The 15,513-nt window shown below is 54.2% G+C and carries 13 protein-coding genes; 2 read left to right on the forward strand and 11 right to left on the reverse strand.

Annotation, left to right across the window (positions count from 1 at the left end):
* Positions 1–6 precede the first annotated feature (6 nt).
* The 10 genes from RAC89_RS01575 to purT form a co-directional block, all read right to left on the reverse strand.
* On the reverse strand, positions 7–2,139 hold the full coding sequence (locus RAC89_RS01575; protein ID WP_306611322.1) for a hypothetical protein: 2,133 nt from the start codon (positions 2,137–2,139) through the stop codon (positions 7–9).
* A complete protein-coding gene (locus tag RAC89_RS01580) occupies positions 2,136–3,038 on the reverse strand; it encodes an ATP-binding cassette domain-containing protein (protein WP_284639835.1) in 903 nt (300 codons plus the stop codon). Before RAC89_RS01580 ends, RAC89_RS01575 begins: the two co-directional genes overlap by 4 nt.
* Before the next feature lie 17 nt (positions 3,039–3,055).
* Positions 3,056–5,965 carry an FtsX-like permease family protein gene (locus RAC89_RS01585; RefSeq protein WP_306611325.1) on the reverse strand — a complete coding sequence of 970 codons (2,910 nt, stop codon included), beginning with the start codon at positions 5,963–5,965 and terminating at the stop codon, positions 3,056–3,058.
* Positions 5,966–5,976: 11 nt separating this feature from the next.
* Positions 5,977–7,026, reverse strand: coding sequence for an efflux RND transporter periplasmic adaptor subunit (locus tag RAC89_RS01590; protein WP_373429888.1), 1,050 nt, complete (start codon positions 7,024–7,026; stop codon positions 5,977–5,979).
* Positions 7,004–7,708, reverse strand: coding sequence for an ABC transporter ATP-binding protein (locus tag RAC89_RS01595; RefSeq protein WP_306611329.1), 705 nt, complete (start codon positions 7,706–7,708; stop codon positions 7,004–7,006). The genes RAC89_RS01590 and RAC89_RS01595 overlap by 23 nt, the downstream gene beginning before the upstream one ends.
* A 126-nt stretch (positions 7,709–7,834) precedes the next feature.
* On the reverse strand, positions 7,835–9,331 hold the full coding sequence (locus RAC89_RS01600) for a response regulator transcription factor (RefSeq protein WP_306611330.1): 1,497 nt from the start codon (positions 9,329–9,331) through the stop codon (positions 7,835–7,837).
* A 5-nt stretch (positions 9,332–9,336) separates the two neighbouring features.
* Positions 9,337–11,049 carry a sensor histidine kinase gene (locus RAC89_RS01605; protein WP_306611331.1) on the reverse strand — a complete coding sequence of 571 codons (1,713 nt, stop codon included), beginning with the start codon at positions 11,047–11,049 and terminating at the stop codon, positions 9,337–9,339.
* An 82-nt stretch (positions 11,050–11,131) separates the two neighbouring features.
* Positions 11,132–11,404 carry a hypothetical protein gene (locus RAC89_RS01610; RefSeq protein WP_284639847.1) on the reverse strand — a complete coding sequence of 91 codons (273 nt, stop codon included), beginning with the start codon at positions 11,402–11,404 and terminating at the stop codon, positions 11,132–11,134.
* 73 nt (positions 11,405–11,477) lie between these two features.
* Entirely contained in the window at positions 11,478–12,266 is a 789-nt protein-coding gene (locus RAC89_RS01615; protein WP_306611333.1) for a TIGR00266 family protein, read from the reverse strand.
* Positions 12,267–12,287: 21 nt separating this feature from the next.
* Positions 12,288–13,463, reverse strand: a complete 1,176-nt coding sequence (purT, locus tag RAC89_RS01620; protein ID WP_306611335.1) for a formate-dependent phosphoribosylglycinamide formyltransferase — start codon at positions 13,461–13,463, stop codon at positions 12,288–12,290.
* A gap of 203 nt (positions 13,464–13,666) precedes the next feature.
* Between purT and RAC89_RS01625 the strand changes: the two genes are divergently transcribed.
* Complete coding sequence (locus tag RAC89_RS01625) at positions 13,667–13,993, forward strand: winged helix-turn-helix transcriptional regulator (protein WP_306611336.1); 327 nt, start codon at positions 13,667–13,669, stop codon at positions 13,991–13,993.
* A gap of 399 nt (positions 13,994–14,392) precedes the next feature.
* Here RAC89_RS01625 and RAC89_RS01630 read toward each other — a convergent pair whose 3' ends face one another.
* Positions 14,393–14,590, reverse strand: a complete 198-nt coding sequence (locus RAC89_RS01630; protein WP_306611338.1) for an aspartyl-phosphate phosphatase Spo0E family protein — start codon at positions 14,588–14,590, stop codon at positions 14,393–14,395.
* Positions 14,591–14,756: 166 nt separating this feature from the next.
* Between RAC89_RS01630 and RAC89_RS01635 the strand changes: the two genes are divergently transcribed.
* The gene (locus RAC89_RS01635) at positions 14,757–15,449 is read left to right on the forward strand and encodes a response regulator transcription factor (protein WP_284639855.1); all 693 of its coding nucleotides are present in this window, start codon (positions 14,757–14,759) and stop codon (positions 15,447–15,449) included.
* Positions 15,450–15,513 lie beyond the last annotated feature (64 nt).

Consider the following 15,513-nt stretch of genomic DNA (forward strand, 5'->3'; position numbering starts at 1 on the left):
CAGGCATCAGTCCATAATGGTGAACCAATCGATCGCTTTGCTTGCGAGCAGCTTCTTCTTGCCGTCCAGCTCGTGATATACGTTGATTTTATACTGCTTCAACTGACTGACGCGATAGATCAGATTATTGTCCTGCTTGACCATTTTGTACTCGTATTCTCCAACCGTCATCTTGCGGTCCTTATCCTCCGGAGCCGTCTCCAGATAAAATGACTCGCTTATGGAAACCTGTCCTTTGTTATCCTCGAATTCAATGATCAGCTTGCTGCCGTCCGTATTCTTCTCGAAGTAGTAATCCCGTTCCAGCAAGTACCTGAATTGTACCTTAAGCTCTTTGCTGTCGAGCCAAGTGGTCAGATTGCTCAGCGTTAGCGTATAAGGGTAAAATTGGATTGCCTTCAATGAGTCCTTTGGACCGTCCGGTTCCTGGGGTAATGCCATTTCCACCGCATTCAGATAGAGCTCCGGCTTCTCCTCCGTACCGCTCCAATGCTGATCCGTCACCGATTCGCCGATCAAGAGACTTAGGTTCGTCGTATCCATATCCCTAGGAACCACTGCCGTAAATCCCACCAGAGCATGGCCGCTCGGATTCAGCTTTTGCTTCACCTCTTTGACCTTCGTGGGGAAGAGCTGATCGCTTGGCGTCTTTAAGAAAGCGGTAAGCTTAGGTACAGGCGCAGCGCGCTTCTCCATATTTTCGGCATCCACCTGAACCTCGACCAGCTTGGAATTGGAGTTGACGTAGGTATTGACATGATAGGGCGCATACCGGGCTTGCCTTCCTGAGCCGAGAATCGGCTGCTTGACGCCCAGCGGAATTTGCTGGATCGCCTGTCCTTCTATAGGCAGGAGGAATCGTCCGATTTCTTGAGAAACCGCGCTGTCTCCAGACTCTTGAAGTACCAGCTGAGCCGTGCTGAACGGATAGGTATAAGGAATTTTGGCGACCATTTGCATGTGCACCTGCTTCTCCGCAGGTACGCCGAGGGCACGGTCAACCATAACCGCCTTGGCCTCTACCTTCACCCCGTTGTCCAAGAGAAAATAGGGCTTGATCGCCGGGAACGGTAAGGCTTCTCCTTCATGATGGGAGAGGGCTACCTCCGCGCTCAAGATATCGACATCCTCCCAAGGCAAGCGCTGCAGCTTCTCCACCTGGAAGAAATACGTTCCCGTCAAATTCGTGTAAGTGACCGGATCACCCAGCGCGGCTGTTTGCTCTTGAGCGTCGGGTACGAATAATGCCGCCACCGGAACGTTAAGCTTCTGCTCGGACGTAATCGCCGTTGGCTGCTGAATCAGAAGCTCCAGGCCGCCCTGCATAGCGTCCGCCGGCAGCATGGCTCCCTTCAGCTGCAGCTGGACCGGCACATGAGGGGTCAGCAGCTGTTTGTCGGACGGAATGACCGGCTCGAGCGGATACAACAGCCCCGATGGCGTCTTGAGCGAGAACTGAAGCCCCGGCAGCTTCAAGCCCACCTGCCCCCGGTTAGTCAGCTTCAGCGTCATGACACCGGAAGCGTACTGCTCCCTGGGCTGTAGATGCCACCGCGTGACCTCAGCGTCTACGGCAAAGCTGCCGAACGCCAAGGTACGCGAAGCGGCGGATTCGGTTAGAATCGGCTGCGCCTCCTCCGGAAAAGAGATCATGCCAACCGTGTCCTCCAGCGACTTGCTGGCATAGTTCCAGCGGGTCACGCGGAATCCCAGCTCGCTTAATGCGGTCCCTTCGTTCACAGGGGCGTAAAAAGAGAAATCGACCCGTTGCCCGGCGGGAATCTCCTTCTTCGCTTTATCCTGAGGAATCAGCTGCGCCTCGAACTGCAGTCCAGCTGCAGTCTCCGGCCGCACCCAGTAGTCCAGGAACGACAAAGCCCGACGTGAGCCGCTATTATCCACGGTGATCGTAAAAAACAGCATATTCCCGTTTTCTGTCGGTACGATGACGGCATTCTTCAGCTCAAAGGCAGCTCCGGCCCCGACCGCCAATGCAGGCAGACGGGCTGCCTCCTCCAGCTGATCCCGCTGATACGCCGCTGCCTCCGCTTGCAGCGGCAGGGCTGTCCAGCTACTTCCGGCGGCAGCTGCAATGAGTATGGAGAACACCGCCTTCGTCCATGTCCTATTTCGCTTCACTTTCCCTTCTCCTCCTTCACATCCGGAGGTACCAAGACGATCCGGCCGCCCTCCAGCTCCACTCTCACTTTGTTTGACTCCTTCAGCCCGATGGATTGAAGCAGGTCGGCAGGAATTTGCAGCCGTCCCGCCCTGTCGATCACGGCATACTCCACATGAGTATCCTCCCCGTTATCGGCGGACGCGCCGGCTTCCAGCTCAGCCAGCTCGTCGGCATAAGATCTTCGGCGGATGATCTCCGACGAGGTTTTGCCGTCCCGAATCGCTACGACACGGTCCACCTTCTTGGCTAGCAAGGGGTCGTGGGTAACGATGACAACGGTAAGCCCCATGCTTCGATTCAGCTCGCGGAACAGATCCAGAATCTGATTGGCCATTCGGGTATCGACGGAGCCCGTCGGCTCATCCGCCAGCAGCAGCTTCGGCTGATTGGCGAGCGCAATGGCAATCGCTACCCGCTGCTGCTCGCCTCCTGACAGCTGATTCAGCTTATTCCCCCGCCGGTGGCTTAGACCGACCGCCTCCAGCAGCTCCAACGCGCGTTCCCGTTTCCGTCTGCCCTTCAGCAGGACGGGAAGCTCGACATTCTCCTGAGCCGTCAAATAGGGGATCAAATTTCGGGCATTGTTCTGCCATACGAACCCCACCGTCTCCCGCTTATATTTCACCAGATCCTTCTCGGTGAATTTCAGCAAATCCTTTCCGTCCACCGTCAGCTGTCCTGCCGACGGGCGGTCGAGCCCGCCCAGCATATTCAATAACGTCGACTTGCCGCTTCCGCTATTGCCGATAATCGCCATCAGCTCGCCGGGCTCAACGTGCAGATCCAGCCCTTGGAGGGCTACGACCTCGAGATCCGCCACCTTATAAATTTTGACCAGATTGTCACAGTGGATCATGAATGGAAGCCCTCCTTCTAATCCTCACCGAGTTTAACGGCTTGATGGATTTTAATTCGCGACAGCATGGATCCAAGGATTGTCAAGCCGATCGCCAGCATCATCACAACAATAATCAGCAGCTGCAGCTGATCCTGCGGATCAAAGGTCACCTCGAACGGCGGCACCTGGGCCGAGGATTGCAGCGAGAGCTGAAACATCGGGACGAACAAGCGGCCCGTTACAATACCGAGCATGACCCCGATGCCAAGCGCCGCTCCGGAGGTCATCAGCTGCTCGCCGACCAGCATGACCATCAGCTGCCGGAACGAAATCCCCATCGCCCGAAGGATGCCGAGCTGAAGGACGCGTGAGGACAACGACAGGATCCAATACAGCAAGAAGCCGCAGAAGCTGATAATGATGGAGATGAGAAAGCCCAGTGTCATAACGCCGTTAATGGCCAATTGAAACGGATCATTCTTAGCCAGTATCAGCTGCTGCCTGGCATCCGTCAGCTGCTCGACCGGTATGCTCTTCTGCTCCAAGGCATCATACAAGGTCTGGCTTGAGCTGCCTTCCTTCATCTTGAGCCATACCTCATAAGGCTCAAGCGCCATATTGTTCTGAATATACGAAAGATGGCCGACAATCAGCATCGGATACTGCACCTTCGCATTTTTGTTATTGCCGGTAGTCGTGGCGGACGGCCGAGAACCGAATGCAGGGTTCGGATTCCACGACGGCCAGTAATCGACAATGCCGTATACGGTAAAGTTCGCGGCCTCCACGCCTCCCCAGCCCGCCGAGATACGATCTCCCGGCTTCAGGTTGTGGGTTTCCGCCATCGTTCTGGAAATCAACACTGCCGAAGGCTCTGCTGCAAGAACATTCAAGTAGTCGTAGAAATGATGCTCAAGCAGCCCGTCCCGCAGCCAGGACGTCCGTCCGAAATCGTCGGTATCTATGCCCATAAGCAGCGCGGTGCCCCGATCCTTGCCGACGGTAAAGGCGACGTCCTTTTTCTGGAACACCTTCGCCGCATGCTCCACTCCCGGAAGCTGTGTCAGAGGAAGGAAGGGCGGTTCTGAGAACTGCACTTTTTTCTTCACGACCGGCTCAGCCGGGGCAGCCTCCTCTTCCTCGGACGCTTCTCCGCCGCTTATCGGCTCCGGAGGGGCATCATTCTCCCACTTGATCTTGAGCGTGATATCCGCTCCCGTCTTGTACATTATCTTCTCGCTTGCATTTTTGTTGATGGTGCGCGCCGCACTGGCGCTGAACATGCCCGTTGCAAGCGTTACGCTAAGGAATACCATAATGGCCTGGTATTGTGTGCTTGACCGCCCTACCTGAAGCAAGGTTGAATAGAGGGACGGCGGCCACCATTTCCGGCCGACGGTGTAGATCGCCTGAATCAACAATGGATAAATGCGAAGCATCAGGAATGAGCTGCCGAGAATGAACAAGGCCGGTACCAGAAACAGCAGCGGGTCCATCTGAAGATCCGCGGCATCGAGTCCAAGCGCTTTCATGTCGGCCATACGCCGCTGAAACGTGATGAGACCGTAGATCGACACACCGACGAGAATCAGGTCCACCAAATATTTATGCCAGAAGGACAGCTTCTGTCCTCTCGCCATTTGCTGCTTATGTCCCACAATGGTTGCTCTCGTGGCGAACAGCACCGGCAGAATCGTCATCAGTACGGAGACCGCTACCGCTATGAAGCCGTATTGAAACGCCTCTCCGCTCAGCTTCACCTGCAGCGCCGCCCGCTGTACAAACTCCAGAAATCCGTTGGACGCTCCCAGCACCTTGGTCAGCATGAGTCCAAGGTAAGGGCCAATGGCCAACGCTACGGCACCGAGCAGCAGCCCTTCCAACAAATAACCGATGACGATCTGTACACGACTGGCTCCCCGGCTGCGCAGTACGGCAATTTCCGTCTTCTGCCGTTCCGTGATCAGGTTGGATACCATGAACAAGTAATACCCCAGCATGATCATAACGGGGACGTTGAGCGACCAGAGCATCATCCGCAGCTTCTCTTCCTTGGCATAATAGCCCTGTAGCGTGGTAAGCGCAGGCGCCTTCATGGACGTACCGTTGCTGAAACGATTTATCAAAAATGCTTCCGTCCGGTTGTACACCTGGATAAACCGGGTAATGGATTCCAGCGTCATCCGGCTGTAGTCCGCCGCAGCATACCAGATGCTGGAACGCACAGGGAGTATTTTGTCCTCCGTAAAATGCTTCTCGAACGTTTCGAAGGGAACCAGGAAGCTGCTTTTGTAAGAGGAAAGCACGTTATACCAATACAGGTCGTCAAAGGACTTGCGATCGACGACGCCGACAATGCGAAATTTTAATGCAGCCGGTGCGGACGAATCCTCAATGACAAATTCATTGCCCACGACGGCCTTCAAACCCGTCAAGCTTTCCTCAACGACCAGCACCTCATAGACTCCATCCACCGGCTCCGGCTTCGGCCAAGCGCCGTCCTTCAAAACAGTGTGCTTCTCCATTTCGCTCAGCGCCACCACATCGACGACACGCTGAACGGAAGGGTCCAATCTTGTCGGATCGGCGGGCGCCAGCTTATACCGGTCTGTGGAGCGCTCAATCACATAGCTGATGATCGGCAGATCAAAGCCCGGCAGCGCGCTCTCGCGCATATATCGGTCCGTTTCCTTGATTCGTTCAAGTCCCTGCTCTAACGTCATTTCCCCGGTCAAATAGGCTGATGACCAAAATACGCCGGGGTAAACCTGCTGCATTTCCTGCTGCAGCTCCAAATCCTTAATCAGCATTCGCTGCAAAATAGCGCTCGTATAGATGGGCATACTGCTGGCCAGCCCGACAGAGATGACGAGCCCGAGCAGGAGACTGAGCTCCAGCCATTTATTTTTGGCCATTTTGCGCACGATCATGATCAGTAACGCCACGAAGTGTCACCTCAATTGTTCAGAATTACCTTTTGGCCTTCCTTCAGCCCTTTGCGGATTTCCACTTCTGTGGACGATACGATCCCTTTCTCCACATCGATCTCCTTGCGGCTCTCCCCCTCAAGCACCTGTACGTAATCGCGTCCCATATAGGAGCGCAAGCCGACCTTAGGGATGATCAGCACGTCCGATCGCTGCTCCGTGACGATAGTGAAATCCGCATTGTTGCCGATCTGCACCTCGCTTGGAAGCCCGTTTACGGTAAGGACGACGGTCTTCGCATTTTTATCGGAGATCGCCTTAATATCCGACTGCGGTGCCGTAGCGGGAATTTGCACGACCTTCCCTTCGTATTCCTTCGATTTGAACTTTACAGTAGCGGGCATGCCGACCTGGATTCCCGTCAAATCGTTCATATTTGAAAATTCATAGGCCAGCTTCATCTTCGTCGGGTCAGCAACCGTGATAAGCTGTTTATATGCCGTTACGGCATCGCCCTGCTTAATAGGGTCTATGTACGTAACAATTCCGTCAACCTTGGAGACGAGCTTCGTTTTCTCCAGCTGCTTTTTTAAAGAGTCCAGACCGAGCTGCTCCTTCTCTACGTCCAGCACCTTAAGCCGAATGGCCATCGCGTCGCCGCGCTTCTCTTCTTTCGCCTGCTCCAACGCGATTTGGGCCTTTTCCAAATTAATTTCCTGCTGCCTTACCCGGTTCAGCAGGTCGCCCTTGTCCAGCTCAGCTACGACATCCCCCGCCTTCACCGTGCTGCCGAGACTGACATGCATGGCGGCCAGCCGCCCCCCCGACTCTGAAAACGATAAATACTCCAGCCGATCCGAGGCAAAGGTCGCCACGCCGCTGACCTGCTTCTTAATACTGCCTCGCTTCACCTCATACAGCTCGAAATTTTCCTTGACCGGCTTTACCAAGGGCGGCTTTAGCGCCTGCTCCTCCTTCGGCAGCAAACCGCAGCCGGTGAGCGCTATCGACACCAGCAAAGGAACTGCGATCTTCAGACGGCCTGCCCGCAGCCTCTTATTCTTCCACAATGTGTCCATCCTCCAATGCGTACACCTGATCCACAATCTCCATGATCGCCGGATCGTGCGTAGTCAGTATGATCGTCATCCCTTCCTGATGCACCAAATCCTTGAACACCTTCATGACCTGCAGCCCCATCTTGCTGTCAAGCTCTGCCGTCGGCTCATCCGCGAGCAGCAAGGAGGGCCTGTGAGCAATAGCTCTAGCAATTGCCACGCGCTGCTGCTCTCCTCCGGACATTTCGTAAGGCCGGTGCTTCATCCGGGCCTTTAAGCCTACGAATTCAAGCGCCTGCTCAGCATATTCTCTGCGCTTGCCGCTCGCGATGCCGGCAATGCGAAGTCCAAACTCCACATTCTCGTAGGCCGACATGAAGGGAACCAGCGCAAACGATTGAAATATGAGTCCGAGCTGTGTGCGACGAAATTCGTTCCGCTTCTTATCCGGCCAACCTGACATTTCCTGCCCACGGTAGTAGATCGCCCCTTCCGTAGGGCGGTCAAGAGCTCCGAGCATGTTAAGCAGCGTGGTTTTGCCGGAGCCGGAGCGTCCCCTCAGCGCCACCAACCGGCCGGGGGCGATGCACAGATTGGCACCGCGGAGTGCATGCACGGCGGAGGAGCCTTTGCCGAAGGTGCGCGTAACATGGGCAGCTTCAATAATGGGCTCTTGCGCCGCTGCCGGGTATGAATAATCCATAGAAGCCTGATCCTCCCCATTTATACATGTAAGCGTTATCTTACTTTACTGTAAACTTTTTCCGAAACAAAAAACAGACACCAATTTGTTGGAAAAGGTGTCTGTTTGTTGGACATCGTCCCTACTCTAGGCCCGGTCTGCGTACTCCTTCGGGCTGCAGCCGGTGTAACGTTTAAACGTCTTCGTAAAGGCCTTGGCATCGGAGAAGCCGACCGCCTCGGCGATTTCGTACACTTTGCCGCTCCCCGCCTCCAGCATCCGCTTCGCCGCCTCCATGCGAATCCGGGTTAACGCCTCCGATAACGGCTCTCCTGTCTCCTTGCTGTAGAGATCGCTTAAATAGCTGCGGCTAAGCCGTACATGCTCGGCAATATCGGAGGTGCTGATCGGCAGGTGGAAATGCGCCAGCATGTAGTCCGTCGCTTTCCGGATAAACGGATTTCGCTGTCCGCTCCCGCTCCCATCGAGGGCTGAGCTGCGCATCAATAAGGAGAGCTCCTCTTCGAACCACGCCATCACGCCGGCAAGATGCAGAAATGCCTCCCCTAAGGCCAACTGGTTCAGCTCTTCAAACTCCGGAGTCTCTCTACGGGTCATCGCTGCCGCCAAAGCCGCCGTCTCCTTCAGAAAGGCAACGGCTCGCCGCGGCATCGGCCGCTCCGCCTGAAGCTTGCGGCTAAGCTCTCCCGTCCAATGCGTCACCGCCTCCTGATTATTACCTGCTACGGCACGGAGCAGATTATGCCGCTCCTCCATCGGCAGAGATGCTTCCGTCCGCTCATCCGCGGAGAAATTAATTCCGTAAAACCGGCTTCGGTGTATCTGCAGATGCCGACGATACGCAAGAATGAGCTCCCGCAGCGTCGCAATGCCTCCCACCGAGCTGATCTCACACTCCTTAGCGGCAAGACCCCAGCACTCCCTTGCATAAGTCAGGAACAAGCCTTCCGGAGCTTCTGAATGACTGGTACATAACACCAATACCTCCCGCTCTCCGAGAGGGCACCATACCTCCGCCTCCGGCCATGCACGTTCCGTCCCAAGCTGATCGTCTCCTGCATGACGCAAAAGCATGGAAGCATAGGCAGGAGCCGACTGGGCGGGGAAAAGCGCCGATTGAAGCTCCGCCATAGCTTCTTGAGAAGCACTGCCTTCCAGACAAGGTCTAAGTAATAGACCGAGCTGTACCGCCCGGGTGCGTTCACTGCTTTCACGCCACAGCTCGCGCTCAAGCCTTCCCCGGCGCTTTTCCAGCAGCGCCTCTTTCGCCTCCAGCAGCACCTTCATCAAGGACTCGGGCTCCATGGTCGGCTTTAGAATGTAATCGTGTGCGCCCAGCTTCATTGCCTGCTTGACATAATGAAAGTCATCAAGACAGCTGAGCACCACCATCGCTCCGTCAAACCGCTCCTCCTGGAGCTGCTTGATCAGCTCAAGGCCGTCCATCCGCGGCATCAAAATATCGGTGACGACAATATCCACGCCGTCTTCCTTCACCGCTTTGAGCGCTTCCGCGCCATCCTCCGCTTCACCGTGCCAGGAGAAGCCATGGGCTTCCCAATCCATCATTGTCTTTAGCACCTGCCGGATGATGGGCTCATCGTCGACAATCAATACGTTCATGCGTGCTACCCTCCGCTATGATGTACGGGAAGCGTTAAACGCACAAGCGTTCCCTCCCCCGGCTTACCGAATAAATGCATATGGTACCCGTTGCCATAGTACAGCTTGATTTTCTCACGAATATGCTGTAGTCCGATGCCGCTCATTCGCTCGCGGACCCCGCTTGCGGCCCTGCCTCCCGCCGCTTCCTCCTGCCTGGGCTCGTTCAAGCCGATCCCGTTATCCTCCACCTCGCAGATCAGCAGGTCCCTCTCCGGCTCCACCCACACCCGAATGGAGATGAGGCCGTCCTTCTTCGCCGGCTCAATCCCGTGCACAATCGCATTCTCCACTAGAGGCTGAAGCAGCATGCAGGGCAGAAGACAGTCGCTCGATAGAGGATCTACCTCGATACTCAGCTTGATCTTTTCCCCATAACGAAAGGTTTGTATATGCATATAATCACGGAGCAGCTCGACCTCTTCCCGAACCGTGATGAAATCGCCCTTCTTGCCGAGGCTTGCCTGCAGCAAGCGAACGAGTGCCGTTACGACTTCGCCGATTTGCGGCGTGCGGTGCATTTTGGCAACCCATTTTATCGTATTTAACGTATTGTATAAAAAATGCGGATTCAGCTGATATTTCAGCGCCTCCATCTCCGCTTCCTTCTTTAAGCCTTCCTCGCGCTTAACCTGCTTGATCAGCTCCTCCAAACGGTTCAGCATCTGATTGTAGCCTTCGCCGAGCTCGTTCAGCTCGCCGGCCTGTCTTCCGATCCAATAGGCCTTCAGATCTCCGAGTTCAGCCCGTTTCATGAGAATACGCAATCGCTCCAGCGGTCCGGCAAACCGCTTTTTATACAAAAACCAGCTTATTAAGAGCAGCAGCATGAAACCCGCAGCGTAAATCGTCAGAGTCATATAGAGGAGCTTCCGTTCGTAAAAAGAAAACTGCGTAACCGCTTCCACTCTAGTGTACCATGCCACCTGCGGAACATCGAGCCTTTCGCGAAAGGCATACCTGCTTCCTTCCTGTACCAAACCCGTATCATAGTCGGCTGGAGTGATGATGCGGGAGCCGATATCCTCCCGGTCCTCCGGATGACGGGAAAACAACAGCGTTCCCTTCTCATCATATAACAGCAGACTGGAAATCGCCGGACCCTCGAAGATGTCCTGCAGCAGCTTCCTCGTGTTCACCGAGAGCAGCAGCACCCCCTTCACCACGCCGGAGCCGCGATCCCACACCGGTGTTGCATGAATGAGCTCCGCCGCGCGGCTTTGCTCCCCTGGCTGCTGCACGGCTGGAAACAGAAGTCGCTCGTTTCTCGTCATCGCGGGAAGCGGTTGTGAGCTTAGCTGGACTCCTCCGGGATCAATGGGAGTACAGAAGACTCCGCTGTCTTGTGCCCGAATCAAGCAAAGCTCGTTCACATAACTGACGTCGCCTGCATAGCTGCGCAGCAAGGCGTCCAGTAGCTCCCTCGCCGGCTTGTCCTCCGTACTGCCGCCGCTCAGGGTAAAGCGCTGAACCGCCGTCTCGCCTGCGAGATGACGGGCTAGGAGATCCAGCTCGCCTACCTTTTGCTCAATACGTGCATTGGTTTGCTTCTGCCAGGATTGAAGACTTTGCCGAGTATCCTGCAAGTGAGTCGACCTCATCAGCAGGTAGACGGCGCCGGTCGAAACGGTTAGGAGCAGGAGAAATGAAAGTCCGAGATATAGTAATAAGCGATACAATGGCTCTCTCTCCCTGACCTCGAACGGTAGTATAGAAGAAAACCCGCGAGGCTTAGCAGCGCCTGCGGGTTTCCGTTGTTCCTTACGGTGTTCCGGTTAAGCTCAGCGCCTGATCCGAGATCGGCACAACGAATTTCGACATGCAATTGCACAGGAAATCCTTGCGGCAGATCGGGCAAGGCTCTTTCTCCATACGGTTAATGTGCGTTACTCTTGGCGGCTGTCCTTCCGAGCCGATTTCAAAAGTAAGACGGCAGACGGTACGGTCTTTTAATTCGGCAACAACCTCGAACAATCCGTTTTTCGGATTATGACTCACAATTTTGGCATCGACGACTTGTGGATTATATGCCATCTAACAGCACCTCTTTCGAATAATTGCCCGCAAGAACCTGCAGGGAAAGGTTGTAACTGAATGATAGCCTTTTTTATCTGTCTCCGTCAAGCAAGTTGCCGAGTCCGCCCAGAATACTGCCCTCTTCCTTGCGGCCGCCCGGTCCTGCAGCGCTCAGCACGCGATCTGCCAGCCTGCTGAAGGGAAGCGATTGAATCCATACCCGACCGGGTCCGCGTAGCGTAGCGAAGAAGAGTCCTTCGCCTCCGAACAGCGCGGTTTTGACGCCCTTTACGAATTCGATATCGTAATCGACCTCTTGGGTCATCGCTACCAAGCAGCCTGTATCCACCCGGATCATTTCCCCAGGCTTCAGAACGCGCTCACAGATTGTACCTCCGGCATGCACGAACGCAAGACCGTCGCCTTCGATTTTCTGCATGATGAAGCCTTCTCCGCCGAAGAAGCCCGCACCGAGCTTGCGCTGGAAGTCAATGCCGATCGATACGCCTTTTGCTGCGCAAAGAAAGGAATCCTTCTGACAGATCAGCTTACCTCCAAGCACGGATAAATCCATAGGCAGGATTCGTCCCGGATAAGGTGAAGCAAAGTTTACCCGTTCCTTACCGGAACCGCGATTGGTAAAGATGGTCATGAACAGGCTTTCCCCTGTAAGCAGCCGCTTGCCGGCACCAAACAGCTTGCCCATGAGTCCCTTGCCTTGATCGCTGCCGTCGCCAAAGATCGTCTCCATCTGGATGCTCTGGTCCATCATCATCATGCTGCCCGCTTCCGCAATGACGCTCTCGCCCGGATCGAGCTCGATCTCCACATATTGCATCTCCGAACCATTAATTTGATAATCGATTTCATGTGCGTTCATTATCGGATGCTTCCTCTCCCCTTAATATTCGATATGAAGCAGGCCGGCCGCTTCCTTAGCCAACCGCCGAGCTTCATCTACCGTCTCGCCCGAGCTGAGCGCAACGGCCATCCGGCGGCCCACCTTCGTCTCCGGCTTCCCGAAAACACGAACCTGTGTGTTAGGAAGCGCAAGCGCCTTTTCCACTCCGCCGATCCGGAATTGCTGAGCTTCCCGGTCCGCCTTCAGCGTGAAGGATGCCCCCGGGGTCAGTAATCGAATGGACGGGATTGGGAATCCTAAAATGGCACGCACATGAAGCGCAAACTCCGATAAGTCCTGTGACGCCATCGTCACCATTCCCGTGTCATGAGGCCGAGGGCTGACTTCGCTGAAATATACCTTGTCAGGCGCCAAGAAGAGCTCCACACCATAAATGCCTGCGCCTCCCAGCGCATCGGTAATCGTCTTGGCGATATGCTGCGCTTCGGCAATTTGTGCTTCACTCATTTCGTGAGGCTGCCACGATTCGATGTAATCGCCGTCCTTCTGAATATGGCCGATCGGAGCACAATACGATGTACCGGACACGGAACGGACGGTAAGCAGAGTAATTTCGGAATCGAATCGAATGAATTCTTCTACGATAACACGAGCCTTCTTTGCCCGTCCGCCCTCCATGGCCAGGTTCCAGGAGGTCTCCACATCCTCCGGAGTACGGCATACGCTCTGTCCTTTCCCCGAAGAACTCATGATCGGTTTAATGACGCAGGGCGTGCCGATCTCCGCAACCGCTGCCCTCAGCTCCTCCAAACTGTCAGCGAACGCATAGCGCGCCGTGGGCAAGCCCAGCGTTTCCGAGGCAAGGCGGCGGATGCCTTCGCGGTCCATCGTCAGCCTTGCTGCCTGCGCCGTCGGTACGACGCGGTATCCTTCCGCCTCGAGCTCCACCAGCGTAGGCGTTGCAATCGCCTCGATTTCCGGCACGATTAAATCCGGCTTTTCCTTCTCAATGAGCTCGCGAAGAGCCGCGCCGTCAAGCATATTAATAACATAAGAACGATGCGCCACCTGCATGGCGGGAGCGTTCGCATAGCGGTCTACGGCGATTGTCTCTACGCCCAGGCGCTGCGCCTCGAGTATGACCTCCTTGCCCAGCTCGCCTGAGCCGAGTAACATCATTGTTTTTGCTTGTCCCGAGTAGGGAGATCCATACATAAGGAAATCCTCCAAATCCATAGTAATGATAGCTAGCCATTTGATCCTGCTTTCCAAGGGTGTCTAAGGTTGTTATACTGTAATCCGACAATTATTTCAACCAAAACCTTCCTCTTTGCCCGGATTACCTTGGGAAGAAACAAAAAGCTAACATAGATCATTAAAATATGATAAAATATAGGGAGAAAAAAGAGGTGATACCCATGGCAGAACAACCGCACCATCACCAAATGTGCCCGAAGTTCGAAGCCGCTTTCGAAATATTAGGCAAGCGCTGGACCGGTCTGATCATCCGTGCCCTGCTGGAGGGCCCTCGGCGGTTTAAAGATATTTCCGAGATGATCCCCGGCATGAGCGATCGAATGCTTGCGGAGCGATTCAAAGAGTTGGAAGCGTATGGACTGATCAGCAGACACGTATACCCCGAAACGCCGGTACGAATTGAATATGAGCTAACGGAGAAAGGCAAGGCTCTCCAGCCTGTAATGGAAGCTGTACAGCAATGGGGAGAATCGTGGGTTCAAAGATAATGAGGCAAGCAGTACCCGCACATGGATAGCCGCGCCATGGATACACTTATTCATAGTGTACTGGTTCGGCTATCGTCGTTACCGGGTAATAATACATACGTTCACCGCAGGTAGGGCATTTCATCCTTGAACCTTGACGTTCCATGTCATTCAACATGAGTGCAAAAGAAAAAGACGACTCATGATTAATCGTCTGAATGACATCCTTATGGTATACATAATCGCATTCCCGGCTACTGCAGCAGGCTCTTACTTTATAACAGCTGTTCATAGGAAGCATGCACTCCTGTCCGGCATCATTGGGACGGGGCTTCAAAACCGTAAACCGTCCTGCCCACTAGGTATGCCCGGACTGCCGCTGTTTTATTCACAAGCAATCAGATGTCATGCATTTCTATTTTAGCTTGCACAACGTGAAGCGGCTTTACGTTCTTCCTTCTGCCGTTTCATCGCTAGAAGAATAAGCTCGTCGAGCTCCATGCTCTTCCGGACAACCTCAGGATCGACCAAGGAGCAGCCTTTACCGTTAACAAGCTGATCCAGTTCATCTACGCAGGACTGAATGTGCTGCTGCAATTGGGGGGTTATGTGCTTCATATAAATTCCTCCTGTGGTCGGTACCGGGTTACGCTTGTCCTGCCCGATCTCTTATGATGCTTTCATTATGAAGGATAATCTTTTAATAACATTCAGCCGCTTATTGGATTTTCGTTAAATTTTTTGCGACGGTCCTAACATTTCCCTAACAATTGAGGTGGTCTTGGTGTCTAAAGTGCTGCTGATTGAGGATGATCAGAGTGTTGTCGATTTAATTTCCATATATTTGTCGGAAGAGCAATTTTTGGTTTTCAGTGCGGCCGACGGACAACAGGGCAAACGATTGTTTCAGGAGCTCCAGCCGGATGTGGTTATCCTCGATATCATGCTTCCGGATGCCAATGGGATTGATCTATGCAAGGAATTTCGATTGGTTTCAGAGGTGCCGATCATGATCGTTTCCGCCAAAAATGAAGTATCCGAGAGGGTAAACGCCCTCATGGTCGGAGCGGACGATTATTTATGCAAGCCGTTTAGCATGCGCGAGCTGGCAGCCAGGACGACCGCTCTTCTCCGTCGTTCTTCGATGAGACAGCCGTACGGCGGACAAGCCGCGGAGACTCCCGAGAAAGCAAAGGATATTATGCTGGACCTGGAGAAGCGTTGTATTTACGTTCACGGCAAGCCGGTGGAAACGACATTCTCCGAGTTCGAAATTATGAAAAGCTTCTGGATCCATCCAGGCAAGGTTTACTCCCGTGAGGAGCTATTGAACAATATCCGAGGCATCGATTCCTTCGTTACGGAGCGCTCGGTTGACGTGCATATTACGAACCTCCGAAAAAAAATGGAAGCCGACCCGAAGGAGCCTAAACATATCAAAACCGTTTGGGGCGTCGGTTATAAATTTGAGGTATAAGCTATCGGAAGAGATGAAAACTCCCTCAGCCCCTATGTGAAGTACATGCAGGGCCAAGGGAGTT

Origin of the sequence: Paenibacillus sp. GD4, assembly GCF_030846225.1 — a bacterium.
Lineage (GTDB): Bacteria > Bacillota > Bacilli > Paenibacillales > NBRC-103111 > Paenibacillus_G > Paenibacillus_G silviterrae.

Coding starts and splice junctions, on each gene's coding strand:
- RAC89_RS01610 (WP_284639847.1), bottom strand. CDS start 11,404: ATGGCATATAATCCACAAGTCGTCGATGCCAAAATTGTGAGTCATAAT.
- purT (WP_306611335.1), bottom strand. CDS start 13,463: ATGTATGGATCTCCCTACTCGGGACAAGCAAAAACAATGATGTTACTC.
- RAC89_RS01580 (WP_284639835.1), bottom strand. CDS start 3,038: ATGATCCACTGTGACAATCTGGTCAAAATTTATAAGGTGGCGGATCTC.
- RAC89_RS01590 (WP_373429888.1), bottom strand. CDS start 7,026: ATGGACACATTGTGGAAGAATAAGAGGCTGCGGGCAGGCCGTCTGAAG.
- RAC89_RS01600 (WP_306611330.1), bottom strand. CDS start 9,331: ATGAACGTATTGATTGTCGACGATGAGCCCATCATCCGGCAGGTGCTA.
- RAC89_RS01630 (WP_306611338.1), bottom strand. CDS start 14,590: ATGAAGCACATAACCCCCCAATTGCAGCAGCACATTCAGTCCTGCGTA.
- RAC89_RS01595 (WP_306611329.1), bottom strand. CDS start 7,708: ATGGATTATTCATACCCGGCAGCGGCGCAAGAGCCCATTATTGAAGCT.
- RAC89_RS01615 (WP_306611333.1), bottom strand. CDS start 12,266: ATGAACGCACATGAAATCGATTATCAAATTAATGGTTCGGAGATGCAA.
- RAC89_RS01625 (WP_306611336.1), top strand. CDS start 13,667: ATGGCAGAACAACCGCACCATCACCAAATGTGCCCGAAGTTCGAAGCC.